Raw genomic sequence first — 13,919 nt, forward strand, 5'->3', positions numbered from 1 at the left:
CGATCAACACCAGAGATTCAAGTGAAAAAACTATTAAGCTCGTTTTTTATCCTAATGCTCACTTTCGGTCCGGCGCAGGCTACAACAGCCTATATAACCGACAATGTCAATTTAGCGTTAAGAAGCGAAGAAAACACGCACGGCAAGGTGGTAAAACTGCTCCCATCCGGTACGCCTCTTACGATAATTAGCCAGAACAATAAAACCGGTTTCAGCTATGCGCGTCTTAGTAACGGCACAGAAGGCTATATTCTGACCCGTCACACTATGAAAGAACCCTCCTCGCGTTTTCAACTGGATGCCGCCAATAAAAAACTGGCGTCGTTCGAAACGGAGAATATAGCGTTGAAAGCCGAACTTGAATCATTGAAAAGCGCGCTTACCCCGGGAACAACGCTTGAACAATCCCTGGCAGCGGAACGTGATCACTTAACCAGGGAACTTAACGAACTGAAACAAACCGCCTCCAGCGCGATAGAGTTAAAAACTCAACGCGACGAACTTCAGGAACGCGTGGTTAATGTTGAACGGGAACTGGAACAGCTCAAACTGGAAAACCAGGCGCTGGCGGACAGCAGCAATCAGGACTGGTTTTTATACGGTGGCATTCTATCCTTGATCGGTGTCGTATTAGGGTTCATTCTACCCAAATTAGGCTGGCGTCGTAGAAACAGCAGTTGGGATACCTTCTGAGAAACCAATGCAACCCTTTGCCTTCGCACCCTATATTTTAAATATTTAACCTTCGGAAATCGCTTATATGGCTAACTCAGGTGACAAAAAAAACCGCACCTATTCTTCTCAAGTTGTTGACGGCATGGAGCGTGCGCCAAGTCGCGCAATGCTGCATGCCGTTGGCTTTAAGAACGAAGACTTCAGCAAACCGCAGATTGGTATCGCCTCGACCTGGAGCATGGTGACGCCTTGCAACATGCACATCAACAGGCTGGCTGATGATGCCGCGCGCGGCGTGGACAATGCCAACGGCAAAGCCGTTATCTTCAATACCATCACGATATCGGACGGTATTTCCATGGGTACGGAAGGCATGAAATATTCGCTGGTATCGCGCGAAGTCATTGCCGATTCCATTGAAACCGTGGTCGGCTGCCAGGGCTTTGACGGCGTTGTCGCCATTGGCGGCTGCGACAAGAACATGCCCGGCTGCATGATCGCCTTGGCCCGCTTGAACCGTCCGGCCATCTTCGTATACGGCGGCACTATTCTGCCAGGCTGCCACAAAGATAAAAAACTGGATGTTGTGTCCGTATTCGAAGCGGTTGGCGCCAGAGCCAATAACAAAATCGATGATGCCGAACTTGCTGAGATTGAAGCTAAAGCCATTCCGGGGGCCGGCTCATGCGGCGGAATGTATACCGCCAATACCATGGCATCGGCGATTGAAGCATTAGGCATGAGTCTGCCCAACAGTTCCGCTCAGGCCGCTGTCTCTGAAGACAAGCGCCGGGATTGCGAACTCGCCGGCGCAGCGGTACTGGAACTGTTGAAAAAAGACATCAAGCCACGCGATATCATGACCAAGGAAGCGTTCGAGAATGCGATTACGGTTGCCATTGCACTCGGCGGCTCGACCAATGCGGTACTGCATATCCTGGCCATGGCCAATGCCGTCGGTGTCGACATTACACTGGACGATTTCACGCGCATCGGCAAGCATGTACCCATGGTTGCTGATTTAAAACCCAGCGGCCGCTACCAAATGGCCGAACTGATCGAGATCGGCGGCATTCAGCCTTTGATGAAAGAACTGCTGGACCGGGGCTTGCTGCACGGCGATTGCTTGACCGTGACCGGAAAAACCCTGGCTGAAAATCTGGCTGACGTCAAATCGTATCCGGAAGGCCAGGACATGATTCATCCGCTGGATAACCCGATCAAAAAAGACAGCCATCTGGTGGTTCTATACGGCAATCTGGCTTCCGGAGGCGCCGTCGCCAAGATTACCGGCAAGGAAGGTCTGTGTTTTACCGGCAAAGCCAAGGTATTCGAGGCCGAAGAGCAAGCACTGCAAAGCATCCTGAACGGCGACATTGTCAAAGGCGATGTGATCGTTATCCGTTACGAAGGCCCCAAAGGCGGTCCCGGCATGCGCGAAATGCTGTCCCCCACTTCCGCCGTAATGGGCAAAGGTTTGGGCAAGGATGTGGCTCTGATTACCGACGGCCGGTTTTCCGGCGGCACGCATGGTTTCGTGGTCGGACATATCACTCCGGAAGCCTATGTCGGCGGTGCGTTGGCGATTGTTGAAAACGGCGACTCGATCACGATTGATGCGGAAAACAATACCTTGACGTTGCACGTTGATGACCAGGAGATTGCTCGTCGATTGGCCGAATGGCGGCAACCCGCACCGCGTTATACGCGTGGCGTATTGGCAAAATATGCCAAACTTGTCAGCTCCGCTTCATTGGGCGCGGTGACTGACAATCTGGATTAAAATCCCGTCCCTGTTTGCTCTGGGCGTTCCGGCGCCCTGAGCCCCTTTTCTTTCATGGGCAAAAATTCCGCAAGCGCTATCATGGAATCGCATCAATCATTCGTCAGCTGGTTTAGAAACTCCTCGCCGTATATACATGCCCATCGCAACAAGACCTTTGTGATTTCGTTCGGCGGCGAGGCGGTTCTTGACGATGATTTCGCCAATCACGTTCATGATTTTGCATTGCTGAACAGCCTGGGCATACGCTTGGTTCTGGTCCACGGCATACGTCCGCAGATAGACCAGCGCCTGAAAAACAGCCCGCCTCCTCGCTTTCATAAACATTTACGCATTACCGATGACCAGGCGCTTCAATGCGTCAAGGAAGCGGCGGGGCTTGTGCGCGTGGAAATTGAAGCACTCTTGTCCATGGGCCTTGCCAATTCGCCGATGGCGGGCGCGAAAATCAAGGTGGCTTCCGGCAATTTCGTGACCGCCAAACCCATTGGCGTCATCGACGGCATCGATTACTGCCATACAGGGGAAGTGCGGCGCATCGACAGCGCGGCCATCCATCAACAACTGGATCAGAACAATGTTGTGCTGATTTCACCTATCGGTTATTCGCCGAGCGGGGAAATTTTCAACTTGTCCGCCGAACAAGTCGCAACAGCCGTCTCGATTGCATTAAAAGCCGAAAAACTGATTTTATTGACTGAACAAAGCTGTTGCAATCCTGATGACGGCGCGCAAATCCAGCAGATGACCACTGCGGAAGCCAGAACTTTTCTGGAGCAGCACCCCGACCTTGCCGACACGATCAGCCTGCCTCTGAAAGCGGCGATCCAAAGCTGCCAGTCCGGCATAGACCGCGTTCATCTGATCAACCGCACCCATAACGGCGCCCTGTTGCTTGAGCTTTTCACCCGCGACGGTATCGGTACCTTGATCAGCTCAACACCGTTTGAGGAATTGCGCCCCGCCACTTTGAACGACATAGGCGGCATACTGGAATTGATAAAGCCGCTGGAGCAGCAAGGCAAATTAACCAAGCGTTCCAGGGAAAAAATTGAAATGGAAATTGCCGATTATATCGTGATTGAAAGAGACGGCCTGATCATAGGCTGCACGGCACTGCATCCTGATGAGCAACGGGAATCGGGCGTTATCGCCTGCATGGCCGTGCATCAGGATTATCAAGGTTCCGCCCGGGGCAATCGCATGCTTGAGTATACTTACCGTCGGGCAAATAAGCTGGGACTGAAAAAATTATTCGTGTTGTCAACACAAACCATGCACTGGTTTATTGAACGGGGATTCTTGCCGTCAGACATCAACAGTTTACCCGACCCGCTCAAGGCGCTATACAATCCGCAGAGAAACTCCAAAGTTCTATGCAAAAATATCGAATGAGGTCTCGACCATGGCGCATACACCCGGTTGCCTGTCTATACTGCAAATATCCGATTCGCACATCCTTCCCGAGCCTGGAGAGACATTGCTGGGAATTGATACAGCCTACTATTTTCAGGCTGTCCTTGAACAGGCTTTCGCGCCTGGGCAACAGTTTGATTTAATTCTATTCACGGGCGACTTAGCGCAGCACCCAAGCCCGTTAAATTACCAGCGCATTCTTAATACGCTGGAGGCCTATCAAACACCCTGCGTCTGCCTGCCTGGCAATCACGATGATTATGAGTTGATGCAGCAGATCTTGAATACGGAACTCGTCAACTGCCGCAAACAGGTTTTCTTAGGCAACTGGCAAATCATAAGTCTGAACAGCCAGATTCCCGGCGCGCCCGGAGGCCGCCTGTCTGATCAGGAACTGGCATTTCTTGAACGGTGCCTGGGCAGCCAGCCGGATCACTATGCGTTGCTTGCCATGCATCACCATTGCCAATCCATCAATAGTCCCTGGATGGACACCATGATGATAGAAAACGCGCAGGCGCTGTTTGCCATAATCAACAAACACCCGCAAGTTAAAGCCGTCACATTCGGCCACATCCATCAGGCAATAACGCTTGAAGCCGGGCCGGTTCGCGTATGGGGCGCACCTTCAACCTGTTTCCAGTTTCAGCCCGAAAGCAAACAACTCACAGTCGCTAATACGCCTTCGGGTTATCGCGTGATCCGACTGTTTGCCGATGGCAAGCTCAAATCCGAGACTCACCATTTACCCAAGCCGCTGACCGGGTTGCAAACAGATACACAAGGCTATTGATGCTTGGCCCCGCTGTATTGTTTCTCTTTCGATAAATACCCTTCCGCATTAACGGGAACAGAATCGATAGTCAGAAGCGCTCCCAGCTCGGTCATCGCTTTCTGATAGACTTTACGCTTGAAGTAAACGACATCTTTAAGCGGATCCCAATAATCCACCCAGCGCCAACCGTCAAACTCCGGCTTGGCGCAACGATCGAAACGCACATTGGATTCCTGCGTTATCAGCCGCAAAATAAACCAGATTTGTTTTTGACCTATACAGACCGGCAGTGTGTTCTTGCGAATATAACGCTCGGGCAACTGATACCTCAGCCAGTATCGCGTACGACCAAGCACTTGTACATGCTGTTGTTGCAGCCCCGTTTCTTCCCACAATTCTCGATACATCGCTGTTTCAGGATCTTCATTCTGATGAATTCCGCCTTGCGGGAACTGCCATGAGTTCACGCCCATCCGTTTTGCCCAAAACACGCGACCCTCGTCATTGCAAAGGATGATTCCGACATTGGGCCGGTATCCTTTAGAGTCAATCATGTTTAAAAAACCTGTGTCTTGTCCTTTCCTAAATTCAATCTTGCGTGTGGTAGAATTGCAAAAAATAGGTCAGGTTGTTTTGTAATGACCTCCATTGTTCCATAAAAAAACTACCGACGCCATAGGGCGTGATTTTTTTAATTATTTCAGACAGGTTCAACCGTGAGTTTAGCGATTTTTGATTTAGATAATACCCTGATTGCCGATGACAGTGACTACTTGTGGGGGCAGTTTCTTGTCGACCGGGGCATTGTCGATAAAGATCAGTATGCCAGTGCTAACGTAAAATTCTATGACGATTACAAGCGGGGCACGCTGGATATAAAAGCATTCCTGCGCTTTTCCCTGCGGCCTTTAGCCAACAACGAACCCGAGCAGCTTTACCAGTGGCGCGACCAATTTATTGAAGAAACCATCAAACCGCTGTTATTGGAATCCGCGCAACAACTGATTACCAAACACAGGGACCGGGGCGATACCTTATTGGTTATTACGGCCACCAACCGCTTCGTTACCGAACCGATAGTCGGACTGTATGGCATTGATAACCTGCTGGCGACCACGCCGTCATATAAAGAAGGGCGATATACAGGCGATTTTGATGGCATCCCCTGTTTTCAGGAAGGTAAAGTTAAACTACTGGAAGCCTGGCTGAAAAATTCGACGGAAACCATGAAAAACAGCTGGTTTTATAGCGATTCACACAATGATCTGCCATTGCTTAAACTAGTCGACAATCCAGTCGCGGTTGATCCTGATGAAAAACTGACCCAATTTGCCAAGGCGGCCCGGTGGCCGATCATTAGCCTAAGAAACGGCGAATGTCCGACGCATCATTTTCATAAATAGCCATCAAACCAACCAAGGGGTAACCGCCCAGCAAGAATTATCGCTGTTGAGTACTGATAACACCTTGATTGTTCTCGAACCGGAATTACGGACTTCAGCAAGGAAGCGCTGAAGTTATTTAGCATTTATGAGTACATTGAATAACGGATTCTTTCGATGATATACCGCATACCCGCCTGGACCCAAAGCGTTCGATTCTGAATTGCCAAATCAAACGAAGCATGGAGGCGGCTCATTACATTAGCTAGAATCCATATCCCCGAACAATAAAAAGGCATCAATTGCCATACGGCCATGCTCCGGCGGGCGACAACAATAAAGCATTAATAGCGCTTGAGCCTCGTCTCTGTTGACTGTCCCGCCCAATGATATAACCGCTGGTTCCGCATTTCCATTATAAAAACTGACAAAATGCAGAGCTTGTGCTAGCTTTTTTAAAGTCAACCCATCTGTTTCGCTCGTACCGATGCTATGGAATTCCCTCTGGCGAAACCGATGGAGCCATCGCATGACCGACAAATTTGACAAGTATTTCAAATCCTTATAATTATTTAGCAACAGAGAGCGAAAATGAACTTCACGTCAGTAAAAGATTTTAAAATATTTTTTGTCATGATCGTCATCCTGGTCTTGCCAGCCACATTAACGCTGCTGACCATTGAAAAAGCTCAAAATGTCATTGATCCTATTGCCGGCGTTTCCCCTCTGGGCTATACCTGGAGCCTTCTGCTTTTTATTGTTCCGGCTTTGGCAATTATCATCTGGCTTTATATCAATCACGATGAAAAATTTATCCGTAAATCTTTTTGGCTGGCCCTAATCGTGCTCATACCGCTCGGTTTTATTCTGGATATTGTTTTCGGGCTTGTTTTTTTTACCTTTACGAACCATGAAGCCACCCTCCAGATATACCTGCCCGGCTTTGACTTCAGCCAGATGAACTGGCGGATGGCATTGCCGCTTGAGGAATTTGTCTTTTATCTAACCGGATTTATTGCGGTTCTGCTCATCTATATCTGGTGTGATGAATATTGGCTTGCCGCTTATAATGTGCCTGACTATTCAGTCGAGAGTAAAAAGATAGAAAGCATCGTGCTTTTCCATCCGCAATCGCTCATGATTGGTCTGGTCTTGATTATATCAGCCATTATCTACAAGAATTTTTATCCTCATCCCTATCAAGGCGGTCTTCCCGGCTATTTTATTTTTCTCGTAGTCGCCAGTTTTGTTCCTTCAATGGCTTTTTTTAAGACAACTTACCGATTTATCAACTGGCGCGCTTTCAGTTCCACCTTCTTTTTCATTTTATTGATCAGCTTGCTGTGGGAAGTGACACTCGCCTCACCTTATCAGTGGTGGGGATACAACTATGATCAAATGCTGGGCATAACGATCGGCGCCTGGACATCCCTGCCTATTGAAGCTGTATTGGTATGGATGGCTGTCACGTTCACAACAGTCATTATTTATGAGGCCATTAAAATCTGGATAGCCTCCGGCAAACCTATTAAGCAAGCTTTCCTGGGAAGGAATTGAAATTTGCATTCCCTGGTCGGTTGCATGGCAAAGGAAATTTTAATATTGCCTTCCGCAAGGACAAGCTGAGAAAGAAAGCCGGCCTGCTCTTCAAAAATTCAGACTTATCTGTCCGAACAGGCTGCGCTGTACCTCGATGACAGGTACCGCTGTCCCTACGGCCTGGAATTCGGCGTGACTGCTATCGAGTAAATTTCTGCCGGAAAGGGAGAATTCTATATTTTTTACAGGTTTCCATCCCAGGCGGACATCCATTTCCAGATAACTGTCGATATTCCGTTCAGGCAAGCTATCCACATAGCGAAAAAAAGTATCCATTTGCACATTGTGCGGCAAATCCATGGAAGACCTGAGATTAAATTGATGATGCGGCGATTGTCCTTCCTCGACATCTTGGGACACCGAACCCGTGGCAGTATGAATCTGAATTTGCAGATAAGAATAATTCGTTTGCAGACGCCACCATTCCAATGGCAGCCATTGCACTGCCATCTCCAATCCGTAAGTTTCGCCCTGGGCGTTGTTTCCGTAAGAAACAGGGAAAACCAGATGAGGTGCGGCATCAATCGTTTCAACAAAAGGCCTGCGGGCTTCCACACTGCTCAAGTTGTCATAAACATTGTAAAAAGCCGCGACGTCAATTGAGATATTTTCCGCCGGCGCTATTCTATAGCCTAATTCGTACGCCATCAGCTCTTCCGATTCGAAATCCTTGTTACCTTGTAAAGCGGCAAAAACGCCGGGGGCTTCCTGGCTGAAATAGAGCAAACTCGTGTCATGGTCTAAACGGTTGGGCGTGCGTACCGCGCGTGAAACAGACGCCCACAGGGTCTGTTGATTATCGGGCGTATAAATCAGACGGGCGTTAGGCTGAATTTGAAAACCGTTAAAATCATTATGTTCAAACTTCGAGCCAAACAGGAACTTTAACGTGTCGGGGATCAGCGCGACCTGATCCTGTATAAATGCGCTGTACAGGAGATAATCGCGACTTGCGGGAGCAAATGCAAAATTGATGGCATTATTTTGATCGTCCGTTATATACCGAAATCCAAGCCCCCAAGTTACTTCCTGCCGCCCCCCAAGCTGGAAATAATGTTGTAAATCCACATCATATGTATTGATAACCGCTTTCGATGATTCATTAAATGCGGAATAAGTGGTTTTATCCCGGGTATGATCAAAGTACAGCTGTAGCGACAGATCCGATGTATCAGAAAACCGATGCCGCCACCGACTCAAAATATTGCCGCCGGAAAAATCCTCCCCCACATTAGCCAGAGAAGTAAAAGGCGCCATAGGTGCCGTAATACTCCGCAAACTGCCCCCGTTGCCGGTATACAGATCGCCTTGCAAGGTCAGGGAATCCTGCTCTGTCAATTCGCCATCCACCCTGAAACCGCCCTGAAATTTTTCCCAGTTATCCTGAGGGTTTCCGCCTCCCAAGACTTTCAAATCATCTTTGTCGGCATATTTCAGGTATGTCCGGTAATGCAGACTATCTGCAATCTTTCCACCATAACGAACAGCACCCCCCCCCTTATCCTCTGTACCTCCGCCGGCCGTAACCAACAAACCCTGACTATTATTCGCGCTTTTGGTGATGACATTAATGACACCATTCACTGCATTGGCGCCCCACATGGCGGCACCAGGCCCCCGAACCACTTCAATTCTTTCTACATCTTCGAGCAATACGTCTTTTGTCCTCCAGAGCGTTCCGGAAAATGTAGGATGATAAACCGTCCTGCCGTCAATCATCACCAGCAGTTTGTTCGCATTCTCTCCATTAAATCCGCGGGCTGTAATTGCCCAGGTATTCGCATTCACTTGCGCGACCTGAAGACCGGGAACTATTCGCAATGCATCGGGAATGGATGTAACGCCGGACCGTAGAAGGTCGTCATTGTTAATAACAAATACAGCGGCCGATGTTTCCGAAACCTTTTGTTCGCGCCGGGACGCGGAAAAAATGACAGCTTCTTCCTGCAGCCAGCCGAGTTCCTCATCTAATGAATTTGCGATATCTGTTTGCGGCGTGATGGAAGGCGCTCCGGCGGATACCGGTGCCATTTGGATCAATGAAACGGCGTATATGGATAAAGCCAGGAATTGTTTACTCATAGTCGATGAAGATTATGAGTTCTTTTCTAAAGGTAAAAACATGTAACCGAAGCGCCATGACATGTCTGGCGCTCCAGCGCGGACAAAAGGAATGGAAAACCGATTTTGTTACACATCAGGCATTGCATCTTTAACCCTCAGCATTTTTGCGCCGATCTGATTCCGACCATTTTCTTTCGCCATATAAAGTGCCTCATCGGCTGTTTTTATCAGGTCTTCCGGCGATAGGTCCGTAGCAGGCACGACACTGCTCACGCCCAGGCTTAACGTTACCCGATCGGCCACACCGGAATAAGCATGAGGAATATTGGAATCAGCTACATTTTTACGCATGGCCTCGGCAATTTCCACCGCCCCATCAAAATTCATTTCCGGCAATACAGCGACGAATTCCTCGCCTCCATAACGAGCCACAAAATCAGTGACCCGCTTAAGCGTATCGCTCAGTATTGCCGCGATATTCTCCAGGCACCGATCGCCCTCCGCATGCCCGTAGTTATCATTAAAAGGTTTGAAATAATCCACATCCATGAAGATCAGTGACAGGGGTGACGCTGACCGCATGGAGCGGCGCCACTCTCTGGCAAAATATTCATCGAACATGCGGCGATTGGGAATGCCCGTCAATGCATCTATGCTGGCCAGCTGTTTCAGTAAGTCACGCTGTTTCTTAAGTTCAAGGTGTGTCTGAACCCTGGCCTGAACGACAGATATATTGAACGGTTTGCTGATGTAATCGACGGCGCCTGACTCAAAGCCCGCCATCACTTCCGACACTTCATCATGCCCGGTAATAAAAATCACTGGGATATGACGCGTTTTTTCATTGGATTTCAGGCATCTGCACACTTGCCGCCCATCCATACTCGGCATTTCGATATCCAGCAAAATCAGGTCCGGCGGCTGATCCGACTCCGCCATAAGCAAAGCTTGTTCCCCGCTTATTGCCACAATGATATCATAACGCGACCTTAAAACCTCTCCCAATGCCCTGATATTGATCGGCATATCATCGACAATCAATATTTTTTGCCGGTTATCCGCGCTGGAAGATGCGGATGTCTGCTCGAGTTCCGTATCAAATAAATTCAGAGCAATGTCCTGTAAAACAGATTGGGCGGCGGCAAAATCAAATTCGTTAATTGTCTGCCCAAGCAGCTTGAGCTTTTCACTTCGCCATGCATTGCGGACAATCATTTTCAGTTCTTTAAAATAATAATCCGCATCCAGGCGACTTCCATCCAAAGCATTAAGCAGTTTCTCTAATACAAGCCTTACCAGCGACAAATCGAGGTCAACAGGGTTATCACCATCGGGCAGATCTCCAGACTCGATAGCGCGTAACCGTGATACCGACTCAAGCACTTTATGCTGAGCTCTTGAAAATTCAATTGCCAATTCAGAAACACATGCCTGCTGTTTTTTAATGGCTTGTTCCAGCGCACCTATTCTGTCGTTCAGTTCGGACATGGCAAGATTGCCCGCTACACCTTTTAATGAATGCAGTAAAGTCAAAGCCGCTCCATTATCGCCTGCTTGCAGATAGGCTTCTAGCCGGGCATTTGCATCATTAAAATTCTCATGGAACTTCACCAGCAATTCATGAAATAACTGAGCATTTCCCGCAACATTTTTTAATCCCAATTGCATATCAATACCCGGCAAAGCCGCCGGTAGCTCTATGTTTTCCTCCAAAGTCCTATCTGATGATATTTTCTGCATTTTCGGCTCGACAACAGCCAATAAGTGAGTCATCAGTTCATCAACGTCTATGGGCTTGACCACATATCCATTCATGCCGACACTTAAACACTTATCTTTAACATCGCCCATGGCATGAGCCGTCATAGCGATAATAGGCAAGTCATCAAACTGAGGCTCGGAACGTATAATTCGTGTTGCCTCATAACCGTCCATCACCGGCATTTGCAAATCCATTAACACAGCGTCAACACGGTTGATCCGTATTTTTTGCACGGCATCCAATCCATCCGTGGCGATAACGACCTCAAAACCTTCCTGCTCCAGTATTTCTTTCGCAACTTGTTGATTAATATTATTATCCTCTACCAACAACAGTTTCGCCCCTTTGGTTTCGTGCAATTTTTCATGCCTCATTGTCGAACAGGGATTCTGTAAAGCAGGATAATCGTCAAATCGATTTTGGCCGAATACATCGGTAATCGCATTCAGCAACACCGACGGATGCACCGGCTTAATAAGAAACCCGTCCAGGTTGGCGTCATTAGACTGTTGTATAACATCCTCCCTGCTGTAAGCAGTTATCATGATGATGCGAGGCACATGGGTAATCCTGGGATTATTCTTAATACGGCGCGCGACTGTGATACCGTCCAGTTTGGGTAATTTCCAATCCATGAGTACAAGTCGGAAAGGACTTTCAACGGATGCGTTTTCCAACATCTGAATCGCCTGCTCCCCTGTGTTGGCTTGAGCGACTTGAAAGGAAAATGACTCCAGGTGAGAACGTAAAACATTTCTGGATGTTGCATTATCATCCACCACCAATGCTTTCATGCCGTGAAAATCACCAAACGATGCAATATATTTTTCATCAATTCCCTGGTATTGCTCAAAGACGGCGGTAAATGTAAAGGTACTTCCTTTTCCTACTTCGCTGGTTACATGAATATCTCCTCCCATCATATCCACCATTCGTTTACAGATCGCCAATCCAAGGCCAGTCCCCCCGTATCGACGAGTAGTGGATTTATCGGCTTGGCTAAAAGATTCGAATAACCCGCCTATTTGTTCTTTCGTCAAACCTATTCCGGTATCCTTGACGGAGAACTCAAGCATGATCTGGTTTTGTTCCAACACCTTTCCAGCATGTTCAGCCAAAGCAATATTAACGACGATATCGCCATATGGGGTGAATTTCACTGCATTATTGACCAAATTAAGTAATACCTGACCCAGTCTCAACGGATCCCCTATCAAATACAAAGGTACGTTACAGTCAGTGATAAAATGTATCTGAAGGCCTTTTTCCTCCGCTTTGACACTCATCAGATTTGAAAGGTTATTCAGCACATCATCCAAATTAAATGCGATGGCTTCCAATTCCAGCTTCCCGGCTTCGATTTTGGAAAAGTCCAGAATATCGTTAATTATTCCAAGCAATGCATGCGAGGAAGCTTGAACTTTTGTCAGATAATCATACTGTTTGGCGGTGACCTCCGTCTGCAGCGCCAAGCGGGTCATACCGATAATCGCATTCATCGGCGTTCGAATTTCGTGACTCATGATCGAAAGAAACTCTGATTTGCTTTTATTGGCGGCAATTGCCTGATCCCGTGCCTCCGCCAGTTCGGATGTACGTTCTATGACTTTCTGCTCTAATGTCCGGCTATATTCTCCAAGCTTATCGTAAGAAGCCTTTAGATTTCTGGCCATCTGAGCAAACGCTGTCGTTAACGCACCGATTTCACCCTCCTGGTATTCGTTAATGGTCTCGCTGACCGCAAAGTTGCCTTGAGCCAGCTGATTTGCCAGACGAGTTAAATGCATTAGCGGCCTGGACAAGCGCTCGGATACGAATAATACGATACCGACCCCCATTAGAATAAAAATAGCCGTGATTATTAATAACCGCGTTATCATTTCACGGATTTGTCCGAGACTTTCCTGCTTTGACTTAGTGATCTCCTGATTAAGAAGATCCAGTGAAAATCCCAGCCTAAGAACCCCCCAAGGCTCCGAACTTACTTGGATAGGCATGATAAACTCCATAAAGGACTTACCATCGCTGGCATATTCATTGACTGTCGCGGTATTTTGGCTCGCAGCGAATAAGTCTTCTTTTTCGGATAAGATCTCCAACTCCAACTGAGGCTTTAGGGTATGGATGTACGCCATACCGGAGGATTGCATTAGAATGATGTAATGAAGGCCCTCATTTTCTTTCACTGCATTTCTTAGCAGGTCGGAAACATGCGAGAGATTAACGGAAGCAATGCCATTTTTGACTTGACCGGATAGACTATCGGATAAAATTTGTCCTCTATCGATTAATTTTCCTTTTATCAATGCAATGCGTTTTTCCAACTCTTTTTCAAACACATCTTTTTGAAACTCGATCTGAACAAAGGTCAACATAGTCAACAAGGCGATGATTAAACCCACCATCGTCACGAGAAGCTTTTTAAAAATACTCCGTTTAACCATTTGTTATATTCTCAGGCTG

The 13,919-nt window shown here is 47.8% G+C and carries 9 protein-coding genes; 6 read left to right on the top strand and 3 right to left on the bottom strand.

The window, feature by feature from the left end; genetic code table 11:
- Nucleotides 1–21 precede the first annotated feature (21 nt).
- The 4 genes from EK22_RS13685 (at nt 22) to cpdA (ending at nt 4,667) form a co-directional block, all read left to right on the top strand.
- The gene (locus tag EK22_RS13685) at nt 22–693 is read left to right on the top strand and encodes a TIGR04211 family SH3 domain-containing protein (RefSeq protein ID WP_027146953.1); all 672 of its coding nucleotides are present in this window, start codon (nt 22–24) and stop codon (nt 691–693) included.
- Between the two features lie 67 nt (nt 694–760).
- A complete protein-coding gene (gene ilvD, locus EK22_RS13690; RefSeq protein ID WP_027146954.1) occupies nt 761–2,458 on the top strand; it encodes a dihydroxy-acid dehydratase in 1,698 nt (565 codons plus the stop codon).
- A gap of 81 nt (nt 2,459–2,539) precedes the next feature.
- The gene (argA, locus tag EK22_RS13695) at nt 2,540–3,853 is read left to right on the top strand and encodes an amino-acid N-acetyltransferase (RefSeq protein WP_027146955.1); all 1,314 of its coding nucleotides are present in this window, start codon (nt 2,540–2,542) and stop codon (nt 3,851–3,853) included.
- Nucleotides 3,854–3,863: 10 nt separating this feature from the next.
- A complete protein-coding gene (gene cpdA, locus EK22_RS13700; protein WP_036251912.1) occupies nt 3,864–4,667 on the top strand; it encodes a 3',5'-cyclic-AMP phosphodiesterase in 804 nt (267 codons plus the stop codon).
- On the opposite strand, the gene EK22_RS13705 is transcribed toward cpdA, so the two are convergent.
- Nucleotides 4,661–5,203: an RNA pyrophosphohydrolase gene (locus EK22_RS13705; protein WP_020157330.1), complete on the bottom strand. Its 543-nt coding sequence runs from the start codon at nt 5,201–5,203 to the stop codon at nt 4,661–4,663. The two genes, cpdA and EK22_RS13705, sit on opposite strands and share 7 nt — an antisense overlap.
- Before the next feature lie 162 nt (nt 5,204–5,365).
- Between EK22_RS13705 and EK22_RS13710 the strand changes: the two genes are divergently transcribed.
- Together EK22_RS13710 and EK22_RS13720 are read left to right on the top strand one after the other, a co-directional pair.
- The gene (locus tag EK22_RS13710) at nt 5,366–6,052 is read left to right on the top strand and encodes a histidinol-phosphatase (protein ID WP_020157331.1); all 687 of its coding nucleotides are present in this window, start codon (nt 5,366–5,368) and stop codon (nt 6,050–6,052) included.
- A 570-nt stretch (nt 6,053–6,622) separates the two neighbouring features.
- Complete coding sequence (locus EK22_RS13720) at nt 6,623–7,588, top strand: hypothetical protein (RefSeq protein WP_036251917.1); 966 nt, start codon at nt 6,623–6,625, stop codon at nt 7,586–7,588.
- Between the two features lie 90 nt (nt 7,589–7,678).
- On the opposite strand, the gene EK22_RS13725 is transcribed toward EK22_RS13720, so the two are convergent.
- A complete protein-coding gene (locus EK22_RS13725) occupies nt 7,679–9,712 on the bottom strand; it encodes a TOL_0244 family TonB-dependent receptor (RefSeq protein ID WP_051961905.1) in 2,034 nt (677 codons plus the stop codon).
- 108 nt (nt 9,713–9,820) lie between these two features.
- Nucleotides 9,821–13,900, bottom strand: coding sequence for a response regulator (locus EK22_RS23225; RefSeq protein ID WP_051961906.1), 4,080 nt, complete (start codon nt 13,898–13,900; stop codon nt 9,821–9,823).
- Nucleotides 13,901–13,919 lie beyond the last annotated feature (19 nt).

This window comes from Methylobacter sp. BBA5.1 (genome assembly GCF_000746145.1).
Classification (GTDB): domain Bacteria; phylum Pseudomonadota; class Gammaproteobacteria; order Methylococcales; family Methylomonadaceae; genus Methylobacter; species Methylobacter marinus.

What these genes read in the sequence shown, in the direction of transcription:
- EK22_RS13725 (WP_051961905.1), bottom strand. Translation starts at nt 9,712, where the DNA reads ATGAGTAAACAATTCCTGGCTTTATCCATATACGCCGTTTCATTGATC.
- ilvD (WP_027146954.1), top strand. Translation starts at nt 761, where the DNA reads ATGGCTAACTCAGGTGACAAAAAAAACCGCACCTATTCTTCTCAAGTT.
- EK22_RS23225 (WP_051961906.1), bottom strand. Translation starts at nt 13,900, where the DNA reads ATGGTTAAACGGAGTATTTTTAAAAAGCTTCTCGTGACGATGGTGGGT.
- argA (WP_027146955.1), top strand. Translation starts at nt 2,540, where the DNA reads ATGGAATCGCATCAATCATTCGTCAGCTGGTTTAGAAACTCCTCGCCG.
- EK22_RS13720 (WP_036251917.1), top strand. Translation starts at nt 6,623, where the DNA reads ATGAACTTCACGTCAGTAAAAGATTTTAAAATATTTTTTGTCATGATC.
- EK22_RS13705 (WP_020157330.1), bottom strand. Translation starts at nt 5,203, where the DNA reads ATGATTGACTCTAAAGGATACCGGCCCAATGTCGGAATCATCCTTTGC.
- cpdA (WP_036251912.1), top strand. Translation starts at nt 3,864, where the DNA reads ATGGCGCATACACCCGGTTGCCTGTCTATACTGCAAATATCCGATTCG.